Raw genomic sequence first — 18268 nt, 5'->3', positions numbered from 1 at the left:
CGCGCAGAGGCTCGCCCTACCGATCACTAGCGCTCGCCGCGCTCGATCGCGTTGACTGGACAGATGTACCACCTGATCCAGCGCGCCGACATCCCCACCGAGGGCACGCTGCTGCGGCCCCCTTCGCTGGAGGCGCAGGGATTCATCCACTGCACCGGCTCGGTGGAGACCCTCGTGGCGGTGGCCAATGCCTTCTACCGCGGCTGGACCGGTGACGTGGTAGCGCTCGAGCTCGACCCCGAGCGGATCGAGCCACCCGTGCGCTGGGAGCCCGCTGATCCCGCGCCGCCGCCCGGGGTAGGTGACGAGGAACGCTTCCCCCACATCTACGGACCGCTCGATGTCGCATCGGCCCGACGGGTGCTGCATGCGCGGCGCGACCTCGACGGCACCTATCGAGGATTCGAGCAGCGCCCCGCGCTGGCCGAGCAGCATGACCTCGCCCCGCACCCGGAGGGCGGCTGGTTCCGGCGCACCTGGACGAGCCCGATCCAGGCTGGAACCGAGCGTGGCGAGCGGCATCTCGCCTCGGCGATCCTGTTCCTCGTCCCGGCTGGCCACACCACGAGCGAGCACATCGTGGCTTCCGATGAGCTGTGGCTCTGGCACGGCCCCGGCGCGGTCGAACTAGCCATCGACGGGGCTGGCCACCGGCTCCATCCTGATGCGAGCCCACAGGTGCTCGTGCCCGCAGGCGCGCGGCAGAGCACCAGCGCGAGCGAGGATTCCCTCGTCACGTGCGTGGTCAGCCCCGCGTTCGACTACCGCGACCTGCGCATCCTCGAGTAAGCAGCAAGGGCGCCTGCTACTCCCCGAGCGGGCCCCGGCCCTCCGACGAGCGCTGGCGGTCATTGGTATCGGGCAGCTGCTCGCCCAGCACCACTGCCGCGCGCCGCCACAGGACGATCGCCACGATGAGGAGCACCGCAGCGATCACACCGACCGTGACGGCGACACCGGTCATGCCTCCGGCAGCGGCAGCGAGCGTGCCCGCCACACCGATCACCGCGAGCGCGATGAGGAGGTACGCGATGTTCCTGCCCGCGATGATCCCGTGCGAAGGGCGGGCCGGGGCATTGGTGCCCGAGGACTGGGTCGTGCCGCGCTCTGTCATGGCGCTGCCTCTCCGTCGACTAAGGCTTACATGCTCCAGTGTGCCAGCGCGGCAAGCGCTTGGCATCCGTCGAGGTCCTAGCGCCAGCTCGCATCCGGCAATGGGCGCGGGCATGGCGTTCCCGGGAACGTGGCCAGCTCGAAGTGCCACCACTCGTTGATGAAGGACTGGCACAGTCCATAGCGGTAGCCGTTGCGCTGCAACCATGCCGCGCCATCGCGGGGCCCCACATCGACCGCGTCGCCGGTGACATGCGTGGACTCGTCGGGCGGCAGCACCCAGCGCCGCGCCTCATCGGGGCTTCCATAGGTCGCCAGGCCCTGCTCCCACAGCGCCTGCTGCTGCGCCGCGGACCGGGCGCCCGAAGTGACCGAGATGGCCACGCCCTCGGCCCGGGCATCAGCCACGGCCACCGTGTAGGCGAGCGCCAGCAGCGGGTCGAGACCCTCGGTTCCCGCGGCCGAGCCGGTACCGAGCGGCTGTGCCACCGCCATCGCGGGAAGCGCCACCGCGACCAGCCCCGCGCTCGCTGCCACTACACCGGTCCGCCATCCCTGCCATCGTCGCATGCGGGCCAGCCTAGCCGTAGCGCTAGCATCAAGAGGCCTGATCCGAGGCCCGGCATGGCCTGCGACACGACGGGGGACCGATGACATCACCACACGCGCCAGCGCAGCTGCCGCACCTGCTGTGGGCGGTCGAGCACAACCGGCGGGCCCTGGTGCCCATCGCCGTCATGGTCATCATGACCATCGTCGCGATGCTCCTCCTCGGGCTCACCGTGCTGCAAGCCGGTGCCGCGGCCAGCCTGGGCTCAGCGATCCTCGCTCTCGTGCCGGTCATCCCGCTCGCCGCGCTGTTCCTCTGGGTCGATAGGTGGGAGCCCGAGCCGGGCCGCATGCTGCTCGCCGCGTTCCTGTGGGGCACGAGCATGGCCGTGCTCATCGCCTTAGTCTCCGGCACCGTCCTCAACATCACGTGGGAGGCGATCCTCAGTGATCTCGGTGCCTACGCGTTCAGCCTCGCGGTGACCGCACCGATCACCGAGGAGATCTGCAAGGGCCTGTTCCTGGTGTGGCTGTTCACCTTCCGCCGCCGCGAGATCGACGGCATCGTCGACGGCATCGTGTATGCCGGGCTCGTCGGGCTCGGGTTCGCCTTCACCGAGAACATCTTCTACCTCTCCGGAGCGCTCAGCACCGAAGGGATCGAGGGCGGCGTCGTGACCTTCGTGCTGCGCTGCGTGATCAGCCCCTTCGCGCACCCGCTGTTCACCATCATGCTCGGCATCGGTCTGGGGCTCGCCGTGCAGAGCGCCCGCCGCGAGGTCAAGTACACCGCCCCCATCATCGGCCTGCTCGGCGCGATGCTGCTGCATTCCCTCTGGAACGGCTCGACCCTGCTCCTTGGCGGCTATGGCTTCATGCTCGTCTACCTCTTCATCATGCTGCCCGCGCTCCTCGCGACCATCGTGCTCGTGATCTGGCAGCGCCGCCGCCTGCAGCGGGTCGTGGCCCAGCAGCTCCCCGCGATGGTCGAGGCCAACCTCATCACGGCTGACGAGACGCCCCACCTCGCGTGCCTCACCGGGCGCCGCGACTGGCGCGCCACCGTGCGGCAGCGCCACGGCCGCGAGGCTGCCGATGCTGTCCGCGAGTACCACGCCGTGGTCACCGAGCTCGCGATCCTCTACGACCGCATCCAGCGCGGCGCCATCGGTTCCTACCGGGCACGCTACGAGCCCGAGCTCGTCCATGGGCTGCGTGCTGCCCGCCACCGGGTGATCAGCCAGCCCATCGCCCTGCGCACCGCCGCCGGGGCCGTCCCGCGCGGAAACCCGTACTACCGCTGACCCCGCCACGGCGCGCTGCCATCACTGGTGGGCCCGTGACACACCAGCGGCCACCGAAGCATCGGTGGCCGCTGGTAGTGCAGGTGGGGGCCCTAGAAGCTCGGCGTCTGCGGAGCTGGTGGGAGCGTGACGACCTGCCCGGCATAGGACAGGCCCGCGCCGAACCCGAGCAGCAGCGCGATCTGGCCGCCCTTGGCCTTGCCGGAGACGAGCATCTCCTCGATGGCCAGCGGGATGGACGCCGCCGAGGTGTTGCCCGTGTTCTCGATGTCGTTGGCCACGGGAACGTCGTCGCGCAGCCCGAGGTTCTTCTTCATCAGGTCGTTGATGCGCGAGTTGGCCTGGTGCGGGATGAACACATCGATGTCGTCGGCGGACATGCCGGACTCCTCGAGGGTGCGAGCCAGCGCCTTCGGCAGGGTGATCGCGGCCCAGCGGAACACGCGCGGGCCCTCCATGTTGATGGTCATCCGTCCGACCGGCTCCACGGCCGGATCGGTGCCCTGCAAGTCATTGGCGCGATCCATGTACTCGTCGAGCGCATAGTTCTGCGAGATCGCCGACGAGTTCTCGCCGTCGCTGCCCCATACGGTGGGGGAGATGCCGTTCTCCTCGCTGGGGCCCACCACGACCGCCCCGGCGCCATCGCCGAAGATGAAGCCGGTGCTGCGATCGGTCAGGTCGAGGCCCTTGGACATGGTCTCCATGCCGATGACCACGACATACTTGGAGGTGCCCGAGCGGATCAGGTCCGCGGCGATCGCGAGGCCATAGCCGAAGCCACTGCATCCGGCGGTGAGGTCGAACGCGGCGATGCCGTTGAGGCCGAGCTCGTAGGCGACCTCGGGAGCACCGTGCGGCACCTGGTTGGGCCAGGTGCTCGTCGCGAGGATGAGCGCGCCGATCTCTGACTTGTCCACGCCACTGTTGGCGATGGCCCGCTCCGCCGCGGTGATCGACAGGAACTTGCCGTCCTCCTCGCCGCTCACCCAGCGGCGGTTGCGGATGCCGCTGCGGTCGTAGATCCACTCGTCCGAGGAATCAAGGACCTCGCACACCTCGTCGTTGCTCACCAGCCTCTGGGGTCGGTACGCGCCGATGCCGAGCATCGCCACGTTCTGGTGTCCGGTCCTCGATGCAATGCTGACCACTTGTTCGGCTCCTTTGCCGTGATGCCACGCTTATGGCACTAAACCTATCCGCAACAGCCTATCCACAACACTTGTTCGTGGCCTATAGCCTCCGTCACTCCCGTAGTGCGGGATTCCAGTGGATTGCACGGTGCTCGGCGTCCCGCGCGGCTAGTGCCGTTCGGGCCAACCGGGGGACCGTGCCATGCCTATGATGCGGTGACGGCGGCAACACGCATCGGAGGTCGTGGGTGAACGTGTCGGAACGGTGGCGGCGCAAGGCAACGCCGGAGCAGCTCGCGGCCGAGGCCGCCCGGCAGGCGCTGGAGAGCCCGGACAGCGAGCGCAGGCAGCCACTCGTCGCGGCGACATCCATGCTCGGGGCTGGCAGCGAAGCGATCAATAGCGCGGTCACCAGCGCGCTCGGCAGGACCCGCACGGCGGCCGAGAACGCCGCAGCGGTGGCGGTCGGCGAGACTGTCGGCAAGGTCGCCGAGGAAGTCGCCGGGATGATCATCGACAGCCCCGTGCTGGCACCAGCGCTGCGCGCGTCAGCGTTCACGGTCGCGAGCCCAGTCGGCAGGGCAGGCACGAAGGTCGCTCTGTTCGCCTCAGCGACCCCCATCGGCAAGGCCGTGGGCACAGTGGGATCCCTCGCCGCGTCCTCTCCGGTGACGCGGCGGCTGGAGACCGCGGCGAAGGAAACACTGGGCGCGGCCCTGGTCAACGACACGACGAGCGCGGCGCTGAGCGTGGTGGTCGATGCGGCCCTCGATGCGACGGTCGATGTGGCGATCCCGATGCTCATCGAGCTCTCGGTCGATACCGCGGTCGATATCGTGCGCGCCACCATCCTGCAGGGCGCGGGCAGTCTCGCGAGCCTGACCCCGACCGATGCCGACGATGCCGTGGTGGCGCGCGCGGTGAACCTGGCGTTCAACAATCCTTTGTCGGGCACGGCGCAGAAGTTCGTGATCAAGGCGGTGCAGCTCGCGGCGCGCGGCGCGGCCGCGAGCGTGGTGGGCCCCATCGTGCGGGCTGCAGCGGAGCAGGCGCGCGGCGAGATCATCCGCACGCTGCTCGGCGAGGTGATCGTGAACACCCCGGTGGCGCTGACCGGGGCTGCGGTGAGCGCAACGCGCGACATCGTGACCTGGGAGGGTGGCAATGCCGACGATGCGGAGCGGCTCCTGCATGCAGCGATCACCCGGGCCGTGGTGGATGTGGTGCAGGCCAGCGCCCGCCCCGCGGCGACGCTTGCGGTGCGCAGCGTCATCACCGGCACCGTGGTGACCACGGCGATCAACGCGGCGGTGGATGCGGCGCAGGATGCGGTGCGCAACACTGCCGAGCTGGTGACGGCCTCGCCGGGGCGCTTGCGGGGCTTCCTGCGCTGGCGGCGCCGGGATGCGGAGCAGGAGCCGGAGGAGTCGTAGCCACCGCACGGGGCCCCCTCTTGGGGCCCGCGCACGACGAGGAGCCCGGACATCATTGTCCGGGCTCCTGCGCGTCAGGCTATTCGCGTGGCGGCGCTGCTCAGTAGCGGCGCGCGCTGTGGAACGGGAAGTCCGCGAGGTTGTCGACCTTCACCGGCGAGGACGAGTTCAGCGCGTGGACGACCTGGCCATTGCCGATGTAGATCCCGGCGTGCGAGGCCCCGCCGTACATGAGGACGACGTCGCCGGCCTGCAGGTTGTTGATGCTGACGGGCGCGCCGCCGGCGGCCTGGCTCTGGCTGGTGCGGGGGACATCCTTGCCGACCTGGGCGTGGGCCCAGTGAACCAGTCCGGAGCAGTCGAAGGCGTTGGGGCCCGATGCGCCCCACACGTAGGGGGAGCCGACCTTGCTCAGGGCGGCATCGGCTACGGCCTGGCCCTGCGAGACAGCGGGGGCGGCGATGTCGGTGATGTTCCCTGCGGGGGCGGCGATGTCGATGATGGGTCCGGCGGTGGCGGGGACCTCGATGGCGCCAATGCCGGGCACCGTGATCGTGTCGGCCGCTGCCTGCATCGCGGGGAGGACCGCCGTGGCGGAGAGGAGCCCGGCGACGATGGCGGTGCGGGCGGAACGCTTCAGGGTGATGGAAGCCATGAGGTGAATCTCCTTGGATTGGATTGCCGCGGCCAGGCACGGGCAACGGGTAGTGACGCGGAACCCGTTGTCTTGGGATGGTCGGCGACTGATCCGCCCCGTGTGGTGCTCGGGGGACCGCCGCTCCGTTCGGTCACAAGAAGATTACGAAATGGCAACGGCGGCGTCTAGAGCTGGGCTTTTGTGCAGCCTAGTGTGGCCTTGGGCACACTGCTTGCTCCTGCAAGCGGCTGCTAGCACGTCGCATGGGTGGTTTGCTGCCATGAACTGCATATTCACTAGCGATGGGCAGTGGTCGGGCCTGTCAACCCCTCGGTTCCGCCTCGCTCGCTCGTCAGCCTGGCGACACATTTCTGCAAGAGCGAGTAATCGCAGCGCATAGAGCCAAAGGTGAAAAATGGATCTCGGACGGTGTGACGATAATCCCAGTTCGGCAAACCCCCGTCCCGCAGCCCCAGGATCACGCCCCGACGGTAACGACCAGTGCTCATCCCGCGGCCCAAGCGCCCATCGCCCGCCGCACCTACCGGCAGTTGTGTTACCGAATGCACCCGCCGCCGCGCCGCGCAGGGTGCAGAAGCGCGCACAACCGGGCGGGGTCATCGCTCCCGGGCCTTAACAGGCCCCCCGGCCAGGGTCTACCCGCGCGCCTTCAACGCCTCGGTGACCAGCGGAACCTGCAATGGCAACCGGGCCACCGCGCCCGCCTTCATCCATGGCGACAACCGGTTCGACCGCAGCCAGTCCACCGTCATCTGCACGTTTGCAGGAAACACCGCCACGAACAGCAACGCAGCGAGGGTCGCTCCGATGCGCTGCGTGCGCGGCACCGCCAGGATCCCCGCGATGCCAAGCTCCGCGACCCCGGACGCCTGTGTGTACCAGCGGGGCTCGCCCGGCAGGAAGCGCGGCACGATCCGATCGAAGAACTGCGGCGCCACGAAATGGACCACGCCCGCGCCCCCGAGAAGCACCGCGAGGCGCAGGGCCGCGGCACGACCTCGAGCAGAAGGGGCAGCGGAACGGGGCTCAGTGCTCATGCAGCCAGCATGCCCGATCAGGCTGCGCCGCGCCCGGCCAGGGTGCCGGGGAGGCCCGCCGGGGCTTCGGGGCGCGCATCCGTCGTGTGCCCGGATGTTTCGTTGCGCAGGGCGGGAACCAAACCCCGAGCACCTGCATCCCACGTCTCGATCAGTACCCGCAGCAGTTCGACTGCCCAAGCGCAAAGCCTCGCGCCGCGCGCCCACCAGGAAGGCAACCACGCAATGACCACCAGCAAGCCAGGCAATCCAGGCCTCCGGTCGCCATTCATGCAGGGCGCCGCCGAGGGCCACCCGCACTATCCGGCACCGGGACGGTCCGACCCGCAGCCGCCCCTGCCGCCGCGCTATGCCGCGCAGCCCTATCCCGCGCCGTATCCAGCGTGGGCGGCTGGACCGGCACCCTCCGCGCAGGGAACGCCACCCCGCGGATCGTCCTCGCGCAACTGGATGGGCATCGTAGCGATCACGCTCGGGGTGCTCGGCATCCTGCTGTTCGTCGCTAGCTTCGTGGCGGGACCACCGATCATCCTGCTCAGGGCTTCCTCCGTGGCCCTGATCATCCTGCTCGGAACGAGCTCCGCGATCCTTGGCGCCCTCGGGGCCGCCAGCGCGCGGCGCGGAACGGCGACCAACAAGCCCGTGGCGCTCGTCGGCGCGGGAGCGGGCGTGATCGCGACCGTTCTCGGCATGGTCGGCACCATCCTGCTCGGCCTCTCCATCTGGGGGCTCGCCACTAGCACCCGCGCCGAGGCGCAACCCGAAGGCTCTGCTCCGGAGCCCGCCGACGGCCCAGGGGCCTCCGCCCAGTTCCAGGACGCATCGGATCCAGTGGGAAGCCTCCCCGCAGGCGCCAGCCCGGCTGGAAGCAGCGTCACCCTCGACGGCGTGTGGCTGATCGCCATGGAGACCCGCCTGGATGCCACGGGGATCGTCCTCGAGGAGAACCCGTTCAACAACGCGCCGCCGGCGGGCAGCCAGTTCGTCATGACGCAGATCCTGGCGACCAACCTCACGGAGGAGGCGCGGGAGCTCGGCTGGAGGGTGGACTTCGCGATCATCACCGCGAATGGATCGCGCTACGGCATGGCCCACGGCAGCGCGTGCGGTGTCATTCCCGAGCCGATGTACGCCGTGGAGGAGCTCGCGGGCGGCGGTGCGGTCATCAGCAATGTCTGCGCCGCCGTGCCCTCGAGCCAGCTCTCCGGGGCGCAGTGGCAGATCACGGTCTACGGCGATGACTACAGCACGACCACGGGGTTCCTCGCGCTCACGTAGCGAGCACGGGGCGGGCGCGAGCGGGGAGGAATCCCGCTCGCGCCCGCCGTTGCCGCAGCCAGTGGAACCTCTCAGGCGACGCCGGCGAGGTCGTAGGTCTCCGCGAGCGCCCGAGCCAGCTGGGCACGCGCGCGGCTCAACCGGGATCGCACTGTTTGCACGGGAATGCCCAGGTGAGCAGCGAGCTCGTGATAGGGCATCGCGGTGTACTCGCGGAGCACCAGAACCGCGCGGAAGTCGTCGGAGAGCAACGCGAGGGCGGCGTTGATGGCGTCCCGGTCGGCTGCGCGCTCGGCATGATCGGGTCGATCGTCGGCGAGATCCAGCGAGTGGAGGTCGATCGCGAGCTCGCGGCGGGAACGAACGATCATCTTCGACGAGTTCGCAGCGATCGTGTATGCCCACGTCCCGAACGTCGCGTCGCCACGGAACTTGTGCAGGTTCTGCCACGCCGCGGCCAGCGCGTTCTGCAGCGCGTCCTCGGCATCGTGGCGATCGTTGGTGATGCGGTAGCAGATGGACCACAACCTGCTCCGGTACCGGGTGACGAGGTCGGCGAATGCCCTCTCGTCCCCGCAGCGCGCACGATCGATCAGTTCTTTCTCGGTCACAATCCCCCCCAGGTTGTGTGAGTTCCAGGCCCCTGCCCGGCAATAGATGCACCCCCCGGTGCATGAGCTATATCGCCCTGTGACTGCCAAATGTCACACTCGTACGAAGTGTCGTGCATCACATATCGGTGGCCGCAACCGCTTCAGGTCGAGCGCCGGTGCCCGGCACGAGGTGATCGAGCGACCGCGCGCGGGGGCCCGTGGTGGCTTGGTGGAGCATCCTCGACCACGCCTCATCGGTCAGGGCGGGGATCGGGCCTGCCTCGATCCCAAAGGACGCGGCGAGAGGATCAGCAGTAGGGACCATGGGGGAGTTCCTTCCGTGCATGAGGGGCGGGCTCGTGGCCCTCGGGCGGACGCCGCATCGCGTGCGAATGATCCGCTGTCGTCGCGTGAGGTGCAACCGATCGGCGAAAAGTTCCCACCGGCCATGCCCGATTTGCGGCATCGGCGGGTGACGTGGCGAAGGCAGTCCCGGCGCTAGAGGCTCCTACCCGCTCAGCACCTGCTCGACGAATCCTCGCACCTCCGGCAGCGAATGCTCGAGGATATCCCGATGATCGGCCTCCGCATACACCTCGAGGTCCACGGGCTCGCCCGCGGCATCAAGCTCCGCCGCGAACACCAAGACCACCGGCGCGGGCACATCGATGTCCAGCCCGCCCTGGACGAGCAGTACTGGATGGCCATACCCCCGCACCGGCACCTCCGCCATCGAGCGCACCGCTTCCATGAAGCCAGGGATGTCACGCCACGGGGTAGTGAACAGGTCACCCGGGCGCATGCCCTCGACGTCGTACCACAACTGCGATCCGCACACCGTCTCCGCGCTATCGATCAACGCCCGCCCAAGCTCGGTGAGGTGGTCGTTCAATGGCACCTCGGGTGAAGTGTCGCGTACCGCAGTCGCGAGCATCACCGCGTAGCTCATCAGTCCCTGTGGCAATGGCACAGCGACGAACGGATCCATCGCCAGCGCGAGAACCTCCACTTTCACCCCGGGCGCTATAGCCACAGTCCCCCGGAAGTCCATCTTGCTGCCCGGATCGAGCGCGGACACCTGGTTGCCAGTGAACAGTGCCGCCTGGCCGCCCTGCGAATGACCCATCACCAGCCACTGCGGTGCCAGATCGATATCGAGCTCGTGCGCCGACGCCACCGCATGGACCACCGATGCTGCCTCCACCCGGCCATTGAGGTACGAATGCAGGCCCGGGGTGCCCAGGCCCTGGTAGTCGGTGATGACCAGCGCGTACCCGGAACGCAGCCAGCCATCGAGGTACGCAGCGATGTCGTCGTGCCACGTCAGGGCTGAAGGCGTGCAATCATCACCGAGTCCCACCGTGCCATGAGCGAACGCGATGACGCTCCAGCCACCAGGCGGGGGCGTGCCGCGCGGCGTGAGTACCGCCGCCGTGCTCAATGCCATGCGTCCCTGCTGGTCCGGAGTGGTGTAGGCGTAGCGATAGGCTTCCCCGGTCCCCGGCAGCCACAGGGAGGCATCAAGCTCCGAGGCTGCCACGAGAGCGCCAGGCACGGCGGGTAGCGGTCCCGCATGCTCGCGCATGTCCAGCCCCGACCACACGGGCGGCCCCTGCTCATGAGCGACAGCCACTGCGGGCGCCACCAGCGTCATGCACAGCAGGGCCGCAGGAGCCGCGAATGCCAGCAGGGATCTTGGAATCAGCACCCGGTGACGCTAGCCGCGGACCGGGAATGCTTGTGGCCATACGTGTTTCACCATCAAGGCTCGTGGCTTTGCGTTGCCTGCGCATCCAGAACCCGGGCACGCATCAGGGCTCGACGCTCGAGCCGGGAGCGGGATCCGGCAGGTACTGCGCCCAATCAAAGCTCATGTCGCCGACGACAACGAAATGCGGGTTGAGGACGCTGTCCTTGGTGTTGTAGCGCAACGCAGCCATATCGAGAGTGGTGACGGCGCCGCCTGCCTGCTCGGCGACGCACTGCCCGGCCGCGGTATCCCACTCGGAGGTGGGCCCGAGCCGGGGATAGAGGTCCGCGGCGCCCTCGGCGACCATGCAGAGCTTGAGCGAGCTGCCGACACTGATGCTCGTGGCGTGAGGCAGGCGGTCGAGCAACGCATCGACGGCGGCACCACGGTGATTGCGGCTTGCCACTACTCGCATGGCGGCCTCGTCGGGCCGTCCGCTCATCGGGGCGGTAGCGATGGGAACGGGATCTTCCTGGCCCTGCTGCTTCCAGGCGCCCGAGCCTGCAGCGGCGAACCACGAGGTGCCGCGGACGGGCGCGTGCACCACCCCGAGGACAGGCACGCCACTGTCGATGAGGGCGACATTGACCGTGAAGTCGCCATTGCGCTGCACGAACTCCTTCGTGCCATCCAGCGGGTCGATCAACCAGTACCGCGACCATCGCTGCCGCACCGCGAACGGCGGCAACCCATCCTCCTCGGAGAGCACGGGCATCCCGGCGCCGAGCGCGCGCAGGCCGTCGACCAAGCAGTGGTGCGAGGCGAGATCAGCGGCGGTGAGGGGTGATCCATCAGCCTTGAGGTCCACATCGAAGCCAGCACGGTAGATGTCGAGGATCCGGTTCCCGGCCTCGCGCGCGAGCTCCAGGACCCCGGCGACGAGGGCGCCCGGATCAGTATCGGCGGCGTGGACCATGCTTTTCCTCCAGTATCGAGCGGGCATCGCCACGCTAGCACCAGGGCAGGACGGTTCCCTCGGGACTTGCCCGGCCGCGCAGCCCGGTGGGATCCTCGACAGCATGTGTCCCGGCATCGCGAGGAGCAGCCATGCCTGACTATCCGATCCGGATCGTGCAGTTCCTCGTCTCGCCCGCGCACGCCTACTTCGGGCGTCCCAAGGACGGGCCCGCCGAGGTTCCCACCGAGCTGCCCGCGCAGATCGAATGCGTCGCGGGCAAAGGCATCCGCGGGGATCGCTTCTTCAACATCCGCGCTCACACCGAGGCCGCCGTCACGTTCCTCGCGGCCGAGGCCTGGGATGCGGCGTGCGTCGAGGCGGGCAGCAGCGCTCCTCCCGAGCTGGCCCGGCGCAACATCGTCGTCCACGGTGTGGAGCTGGATCGATTGCGCGGCGAGGACTTCACGATCACGACAGAGCAGGGCAGCGTCGGTTTCCGCGGCGGGCGCCCAGCGCACCCGTGCGCCTGGATGGACATCGTGATCGCGCCCGGCATGCGCAAGGCGCTCGTGGGGCGTGGCGGGATCCGTGCGGGGGTTCTTTCCGATGGCGTGCTCGGGCTCGGCGAGGCGACCTTGTCCTGCGATGTGCCCCTCGACGCGGCGCGGGCAGCGGTGCCGGTGATGCGGGCGCAACCGCTCGGCTGAGGGGCGGCTGTCAGGCCCCTGGCCCCAACCGATGCAAACGCGATAGAAACCGCGGAGATCCCGGGTGACGATCTATCGCATTTGACGACTTCTATCGCGTTTGCGGCCCGGGCCTCGCCACTACGGACAGGCCCCGCCACTACACCCGGGTGGCGACACCGAGCGACAGCGCCCCGAGGAACTTGGGCGTGCCCTTCTCGTAGAACGTGTCGATGCTGGTGATGGTGAATCCGGCGTCCTCGACGAGCCGGGCAATGGGCCGATCGAGGTTGCAGCCGCCGAAGAGCTTCTGCTGGAGGGGATTGAGCCGATGCTGCCACGCCTGCACGTTGGTGTCGGGGGCGAGTCCATGCTCGACGAAGTGGAAGGTTCCACCTGGCTTGAGGACGCGGCGCACCTCGTGGAGGGCGGCGGTGACGTCGGGGATGGTGCAGAGCGTCCAGGTGGAGAGAGCGCTGTCGCAGCTCGCGTCATCGAGGGGGAGCGATTGCCCGTCGAGGCCGTGCCGCTCGACGGGGACGCTGGATTGCTCGACGCGCTTGCGGGCGATGCGCCAGGCAGCATCGGCGGGCTCGATGGCCAGCACGCGGGACACCGACGGTGGGTAGAACGGGATGTTCAGGCCGGAGCCGAAACCGATCTCCACGACGTCGCCAGTGAGCCCGGCGCAGGCGCGTTCGCGCTGCGGCTCGGTCAGCTTGGTGCCGCATGCGACGTTGATGATGCGAGGCAGGATCTTGTCGTCGTAGAAGCCCATGAGGCCAGGGTACTGGGATGACGGGCGCCGCATCGGTCGATCGCGGGTGTGCAGAAAACGACAGCGCCATGCACCAATGCTGTCGTTCTTCGCACACTCGCGGGAGTCGCTACGCGGGACTTGCGGCGGAAGCCGACCAGGGCCGACCGCAATGCGCGGCCGACCCTGGTGCGACCCTGTTCAGGGGTGCGACTCGGATCAGGCGAGCTCGTACCGGTCGAGGTTCATGACCTTGTCCCACGCGGCAACGAAGTCGCGGACGAACTTGTCGCGGGCGTCATCGCTGGCATACACCTCGGCGACGGCACGGAGCTCCGAGTTGGAGCCGAACACGAGATCCGCCCTGCTGCCGGTCCACTTGGTGGTGCCCGTGGCGCGGTCGATGCCGTTGAACGTGGTCGAGTCCTCGCTGGTGGGCTTCCACTCGATGCCCAGATCGAGCAGGTTCGCGAAGAAGTCGTTCGTCAGCTTCTCCGGGGTGCTGGTGAGCACGCCGAGCGGTGACTGCTGGTGGTTCGCTCCGAGCACGCGCAGGCCACCGACCAGCACGGTCATCTCCGGAGCGCTGAGGGTCAGCAGGTTCGCCCGATCCAGCAGCAGGTACTCGGCGGGCAGCCGGTGGCCATCGCGCAGGTAGTTGCGGAATCCATCGGCGGTCGGCTCGAGCGGCGCGAACGAATCCGCATCGGTCTGCTCGGCTGTCGCATCGGCGCGGCCCGGAGTGAAGGGCACCTCGACGTCGTGGCCGGCATCCCTTGCCGCCTTCTCCACCGCGGCGCATCCACCGAGAACGATCAGATCGGCCAGCGAGACTTCCTTGCCCCGCTTCTGGGCGTTGTTGAAGTCCTGCTGGATCCCCTCGAGCGTGCTGAGGACCTTCGCGAGCTTCTCGGGCTCGTTGACCTCCCAGTCGCGCTGCGGCTCGAGGCGGATGCGGGCACCGTTGGCTCCGCCCCGCTTGTCGCTGCCACGGAACGTCGACGCCGACGCCCAAGCGGTGGAGACAAGCTCGGGAATGGTGAGATCGGAGCCGAGGATCTGCTTCTTCAGCGCCGCGATGTCCTTCGCGTCGATCAGCTTGTGCGTCACCGGCGGCAGCGGATCCTGCCAGATCAGGTCCTCGGCGGGAACCTCGGGGCCGAGGTAGCGGGCCTTGGGGCCCATGTCGCGGTGGGTGAGCTTGAACCAGGCGCGCGCGAACGCATCGGCGAACTCGGCGGGGTTCTCATGGAACCGCTTCGAGATCGGTGCGTATACCGGGTCGAAGCGCAGCGACAGGTCCGTGGTCAGCATGACTGGCTCGCGCTTGGCCGACGGATCATGCGGATCCGGCACCGTGTTCGCGCCCGCGCCGTCCTTCGGCTTCCACTGCCACGCCCCGGCCGGGCTCTTGAACTTCTCCCACTCGTACCCGAAGAGGATGTCGAAGAAGCTGTTGTCCCAGGTGGTGGGGGTGTTCGTCCAGATGCCCTCGAGGCCACTGGTGATCGTGTCGTTGCCCTTGCCGGAGCCGAACGCGTTGCGCCAGCCCAGGCCCATCTCGTCGATGGGGGCACCCTCGGGTTCCGGTCCCACCAGATCAGGATCCCCGGCGCCGTGCGTCTTGCCGAACGTATGACCGCCAGCGATGAGCGCGACGGTCTCCTCATCGTTCATCGCCATGCGGGCGAAGGTCTCGCGGATATCGACCGCGGCGGCCAGCGGATCAGGGTTGCCGTTGGGGCCCTCCGGGTTCACATAGATCAGGCCCATCTGCACGGCCGCGAGCGGGTTCTCCAGGTCACGCTCGCCGGAGTACCGCTTGTCATCGAGCCACTCGGACTCGGGACCCCAGTACACATCCTCGTCGGGCTCCCACTCGTCCACGCGGCCACCCGCGAAGCCGAACGTATCGAGGCCCATCGTCTCGAGCGCCACGTTGCCCGTGAGCACCATCAGGTCCGCCCACGAGATCTTGCGGCCATACTTCTGCTTCACCGGCCACAACAGGCGGCGGGCCTTGTCGAGGTTGCCGTTATCGGGCCAGCTGTTGAGGGGAGCGAAGCGCTGCTGGCCACCACCGGCGCCACCGCGACCGTCACTGATGCGGTAGGTGCCCGCGCTGTGCCACGCCATGCGGATCATCAACGGGCCATAGTTGCCGAAATCCGCGGGCCACCACTCCTGCGAGTTGGTCAGCACCGAGGCGATGTCCTTCTTCACCGCCGCGAGATCGAGCGTCTTGAACTCCGCGGCGTAGTCGAAATCCTCGCCCATCGGGTTCGACACCGAGGTGTTCTTGCGGAGGATCTTCAGGTTCAGCTGGTTCGGCCACCAGTCACGGTTCCCGCCGCCCGCCGTGGGGTGCTTGGGATTGCTGGCCCCGAAAGGGCACTGCCCCTCCTGGGGATCGTTGATCTCTTCGAAACCGTCATGCGGGCTATCAGGCACGGCTGGTCCTTCCAGTGTTCAGGGTTGTGGCTCGGATTGGGCTGAAGCCAGGCAGGCGGGGCACAAGCCCCAGAAGATGACCTCGGTCTCATCGATCTCGAAACCATGATCATCCGACGCGGTCATGCACGGTGCCGAACCCGTGGCGCAATCAACATCAGCGATGACGCCGCAGCTGCGGCACACCACGTGATGATGGTTATCGCCCACCCGCGTCTCGTACCGCGCCACGGATCCTGTCGGCTGGATGCGCCGCAGCAACCCAGCAGAAGTCAGGGCCCGCAGCACGTCGTACACGGCCTGGTGCGACACGGCACCGTGATTCCGGCGAACCACGGTGATGATGGAATCGGTATCCGAGTGCGGATGGTCATGCACCGCCGTCAGCACCGCCAGGCGCGGCGCCGTCACGCGGAGGGCTGCCCCGCGCAACAGACGCTCGAAATCCGGTCGCGTGCTCACACCCCAAGTGTGGACCACTTTCTGGAATCAATCAAGTATTTGGGCGGAGGGGTTTCGGGGAGGGGGGGCAAGGGGCGCGCTAGCACGTCGAGGAGCGGGGGTGCCCCCGAGCGCCAGGAGTGCTGCGCCACGCGAGTGAAATCTGGCATCGTGTGCGTACGTTGAACCGCCCCGGTCGTGACAGGACGGCTGCACCTGGCCCTGTGCAACCGCAGCAGAAAATCGCGGACCACGAACATCGAAGAGGACTGCAATGCTGGACTCGACGCTCAAGTTCTTCAACAGCCGACACAGTAGCGAGCAAGTGGCGATCCTGATCGGAGGGGGCATTGCCATGCTGTGGGCGGGAATTCAGCTGGGGGAGATCATCGCGTACCTGTCTAGTTTCTGAAGCGGCTGCTGCAACGCCAGCATGTCTCGGCCAGGAGCGCAACACACATGCGATGTCGCGCAGCGCAGGCCCCGGGTGGCCTGCCGCGCGCGGCGGCGACACTAGGAACCAAACGGAAGAACCGTCACGATCACCTGCCGTGACAGAGCGGACTGACCCTCCTGGCGCACTGTCACCGTCGCGGTATACGTCCCCGGCGCCTTGACACGCAGAGTCGTGCCTGGGTTATAGGAATCGCATCGGGACTCGTGCTCCTCCAGCGTCCTTCCCGCGCCGACCAGGGTGACGCTCGAGGTGCACTCGCCGCGGATCTGCTCGTCGCCGGCGAAGGACTTCCAGTAGATGACGATCTTCTTGGTGTTGTTGTTGGCCGCGATGTAGGTGTGCTCGCCGACCCGGTCGTAGCCCCAGGTGTCGATGTCGATCCGGTCGATGACCCTGCTCGGGCTGGCGTCGGGTTCCGCAGCAGGTTCAGCACGAGTGGATTCGGGGGCCGCCTGCTCCGCGACTTTCGGCTCGAGCGTGTAGACGAGCCGCCTGATCCCAGTAAACGGCGAGAACACCCCTGTCAGGCTCGCCTTGAGCTGATCGGGCAGAGTGGTCAGCAACGATGCGACGACGCCGATCTTGTGCGCGGCCACCTTTCCTTCGGCATCGACGACCTTGCCTGCTGCGGCAGCGACGCAGCTCGCGACATCACCGAGCCCACCCACGAACTCGTCCAGCGACTCCTTGTCCGGCTCGGAGGCAGAATCGATCGCCGTTCCCGCGCAGTCATACGATGCGGAAAGATCCTGGAAAGCGTCAAAGGTGGCAGAACCGTCCAATCCGTACATCCCCATCGCTGCGAGAAGGGTGCCGAACTGCAGCGCCACTGGATCGATCGTGAGGTAGATGGCTCCCGATACCGTGGAAGCAGGGAGGTCGAGCCTGCCCATTCCCTTGGGTGGGAGTGTTGCATTCCCTCGCGCGCCCTGTATGGCGACTGCGATCAGATCGGTGCTGCTGTCGGGCCTTAGGGGCGTGAAGGAGCCCTCCGGCTCGGAGGTCACGGAGTAGTAGTGCTCGGATTCCGAATCGAAGGATATGGCTACCGCATCAGATGAAGCATTGATGCAGGCCGGGACGATGCCGGGCTGCGCAGGAGTCAACGTCACTTCCGTCTCGCCGACCATCGCGCTGTCGCCCGACGCGCACTCAGGCTCTGCTGAATCGTTTCCCGCTATGACGCGCGCGATTCCTTCCCGCAGCGCGCTCGCTGGATCCGTCACCAAGAGCGTGAACTTGCTCAGATGCGGAGTTGTCGCCGTTACTACCTGAGCGTCCGGATCCCAGGAGGCCAGCAGCAAATCGGATTCGCCATTGGCATCGTCCACTGCAATGAGTGGGCGCCTCGGTTCGCTGAGCTGCGCCACGAGGTCCGGGGCGCCCGCTAGATCGAACTCAAGCTTGATCGGTTGCCGGGGTTGCAGGCCATCGCCCAGTCTGATCTCCACGCCAGGGGCCGCCGCTACCTGTGCCGGTAGCGGCAGGCGCTTGCTCGCCGGCGTAATAGCAAGTTCGGTCCCGCTGGCCGCGACACCAGCAGGAGCCTTGGCCGTGACAACAACCCCGCCGAACTCTCCGCCGACCGTAGCGCCATCCGCGGCAATGCGCGCGCGGGCACTGATCTCCGGCTCTGCCGTCGGCGAAGGTGAAGCTTGCGACACTGACTCGGCTACCGGGTCTGGCTGTGGTGCGGGCGCCCCGCCACAACCCCCCGCCGACATGACCGC

Annotated in this window: 19 protein-coding genes; 6 read left to right on the top strand and 13 right to left on the bottom strand. The window is 67.9% G+C overall.

Annotation, left to right across the window (positions count from 1 at the left end):
• Positions 1-63 precede the first annotated feature (63 nt).
• Positions 64-789 carry a cupin domain-containing protein gene (locus tag FXO18_RS03680; protein WP_149359687.1) on the top strand — a complete coding sequence of 242 codons (726 nt, stop codon included), beginning with the start codon at positions 64-66 and terminating at the stop codon, positions 787-789.
• 16 nt (positions 790-805) lie between these two features.
• On the opposite strand, the gene FXO18_RS03675 is transcribed toward FXO18_RS03680, so the two are convergent.
• Positions 806-1114 (bottom strand): hypothetical protein, encoded by a 309-nt coding sequence (locus tag FXO18_RS03675; protein WP_149359686.1) that lies wholly within the window; start codon positions 1112-1114, stop codon positions 806-808.
• 77 nt (positions 1115-1191) lie between these two features.
• Positions 1192-1683 carry a M15 family metallopeptidase gene (locus FXO18_RS03670; protein ID WP_149359685.1) on the bottom strand — a complete coding sequence of 164 codons (492 nt, stop codon included), beginning with the start codon at positions 1681-1683 and terminating at the stop codon, positions 1192-1194.
• 80 nt (positions 1684-1763) lie between these two features.
• On the opposite strand from FXO18_RS03670, the gene FXO18_RS03665 reads away from it, so the two are divergent.
• Positions 1764-2966 carry a PrsW family intramembrane metalloprotease gene (locus FXO18_RS03665; RefSeq protein WP_223114482.1) on the top strand — a complete coding sequence of 401 codons (1203 nt, stop codon included), beginning with the start codon at positions 1764-1766 and terminating at the stop codon, positions 2964-2966.
• A 92-nt stretch (positions 2967-3058) separates the two neighbouring features.
• Here the strand turns inward: FXO18_RS03665 and FXO18_RS03660 are convergent, their stop codons facing one another.
• Positions 3059-4117 (bottom strand): beta-ketoacyl-ACP synthase III, encoded by a 1059-nt coding sequence (locus tag FXO18_RS03660; protein WP_187774161.1) that lies wholly within the window; start codon positions 4115-4117, stop codon positions 3059-3061.
• Positions 4118-4347: 230 nt separating this feature from the next.
• Between FXO18_RS03660 and FXO18_RS03655 the strand changes: the two genes are divergently transcribed.
• Positions 4348-5532, top strand: a complete 1185-nt coding sequence (locus FXO18_RS03655) for a hypothetical protein (protein WP_149359684.1) — start codon at positions 4348-4350, stop codon at positions 5530-5532.
• Positions 5533-5632: 100 nt separating this feature from the next.
• On the opposite strand, the gene FXO18_RS03650 is transcribed toward FXO18_RS03655, so the two are convergent.
• Together FXO18_RS03650 and FXO18_RS03645 are read right to left on the bottom strand one after the other, a co-directional pair.
• The gene (locus FXO18_RS03650) at positions 5633-6187 is read right to left on the bottom strand and encodes a C40 family peptidase (protein ID WP_149359683.1); all 555 of its coding nucleotides are present in this window, start codon (positions 6185-6187) and stop codon (positions 5633-5635) included.
• Between the two features lie 638 nt (positions 6188-6825).
• Entirely contained in the window at positions 6826-7227 is a 402-nt protein-coding gene (locus FXO18_RS03645; RefSeq protein ID WP_149359682.1) for a DoxX family protein, read from the bottom strand.
• A 225-nt stretch (positions 7228-7452) separates the two neighbouring features.
• Here FXO18_RS03645 and FXO18_RS03640 point away from each other — a divergent pair, with 225 nt between their 5' ends.
• Positions 7453-8505, top strand: coding sequence for a hypothetical protein (locus FXO18_RS03640; protein ID WP_149359681.1), 1053 nt, complete (start codon positions 7453-7455; stop codon positions 8503-8505).
• A gap of 71 nt (positions 8506-8576) precedes the next feature.
• On the opposite strand, the gene FXO18_RS03635 is transcribed toward FXO18_RS03640, so the two are convergent.
• The 4 genes from FXO18_RS03635 to cysQ form a co-directional block, all read right to left on the bottom strand.
• Positions 8577-9116 (bottom strand): RNA polymerase sigma factor, encoded by a 540-nt coding sequence (locus FXO18_RS03635; RefSeq protein WP_328593326.1) that lies wholly within the window; start codon positions 9114-9116, stop codon positions 8577-8579.
• Positions 9117-9234: 118 nt separating this feature from the next.
• Entirely contained in the window at positions 9235-9423 is a 189-nt protein-coding gene (locus tag FXO18_RS03630) for a hypothetical protein (protein WP_149359680.1), read from the bottom strand.
• 183 nt (positions 9424-9606) lie between these two features.
• Positions 9607-10806 carry an alpha/beta hydrolase family protein gene (locus FXO18_RS03625; RefSeq protein ID WP_149359679.1) on the bottom strand — a complete coding sequence of 400 codons (1200 nt, stop codon included), beginning with the start codon at positions 10804-10806 and terminating at the stop codon, positions 9607-9609.
• Positions 10807-10909: 103 nt separating this feature from the next.
• On the bottom strand, positions 10910-11764 hold the full coding sequence (cysQ, locus tag FXO18_RS03620; RefSeq protein WP_149359678.1) for a 3'(2'),5'-bisphosphate nucleotidase CysQ: 855 nt from the start codon (positions 11762-11764) through the stop codon (positions 10910-10912).
• Positions 11765-11895: 131 nt separating this feature from the next.
• Between cysQ and FXO18_RS03615 the strand changes: the two genes are divergently transcribed.
• A complete protein-coding gene (locus tag FXO18_RS03615) occupies positions 11896-12453 on the top strand; it encodes an MOSC domain-containing protein (RefSeq protein ID WP_149359677.1) in 558 nt (185 codons plus the stop codon).
• 139 nt (positions 12454-12592) lie between these two features.
• On the opposite strand, the gene FXO18_RS03610 is transcribed toward FXO18_RS03615, so the two are convergent.
• From FXO18_RS03610 to FXO18_RS03600, 3 genes are all read right to left on the bottom strand, one after another.
• The gene (locus FXO18_RS03610) at positions 12593-13210 is read right to left on the bottom strand and encodes a class I SAM-dependent methyltransferase (RefSeq protein ID WP_149359676.1); all 618 of its coding nucleotides are present in this window, start codon (positions 13208-13210) and stop codon (positions 12593-12595) included.
• A gap of 198 nt (positions 13211-13408) precedes the next feature.
• Positions 13409-15640 (bottom strand): catalase/peroxidase HPI, encoded by a 2232-nt coding sequence (katG, locus tag FXO18_RS03605; RefSeq protein WP_149359675.1) that lies wholly within the window; start codon positions 15638-15640, stop codon positions 13409-13411.
• 18 nt (positions 15641-15658) lie between these two features.
• Positions 15659-16102, bottom strand: a complete 444-nt coding sequence (locus FXO18_RS03600; RefSeq protein ID WP_149359674.1) for a Fur family transcriptional regulator — start codon at positions 16100-16102, stop codon at positions 15659-15661.
• 253 nt (positions 16103-16355) lie between these two features.
• On the opposite strand from FXO18_RS03600, the gene FXO18_RS15835 reads away from it, so the two are divergent.
• Positions 16356-16493 carry a hypothetical protein gene (locus FXO18_RS15835; RefSeq protein ID WP_187774160.1) on the top strand — a complete coding sequence of 46 codons (138 nt, stop codon included), beginning with the start codon at positions 16356-16358 and terminating at the stop codon, positions 16491-16493.
• A 101-nt stretch (positions 16494-16594) separates the two neighbouring features.
• Here FXO18_RS15835 and FXO18_RS03595 read toward each other — a convergent pair whose 3' ends face one another.
• Positions 16595-18202 carry a hypothetical protein gene (locus tag FXO18_RS03595; protein WP_149359673.1) on the bottom strand — a complete coding sequence of 536 codons (1608 nt, stop codon included), beginning with the start codon at positions 18200-18202 and terminating at the stop codon, positions 16595-16597.
• Positions 18203-18268 lie beyond the last annotated feature (66 nt).

Origin of the sequence: Lolliginicoccus suaedae, assembly GCF_008312885.1 — a bacterium.
In the GTDB taxonomy this organism is placed as follows: Bacteria; Actinomycetota; Actinomycetes; order Mycobacteriales; family Mycobacteriaceae; genus Lolliginicoccus; species Lolliginicoccus suaedae.
This window is presented reverse-complemented; position numbering and strand designations above follow the sequence as displayed.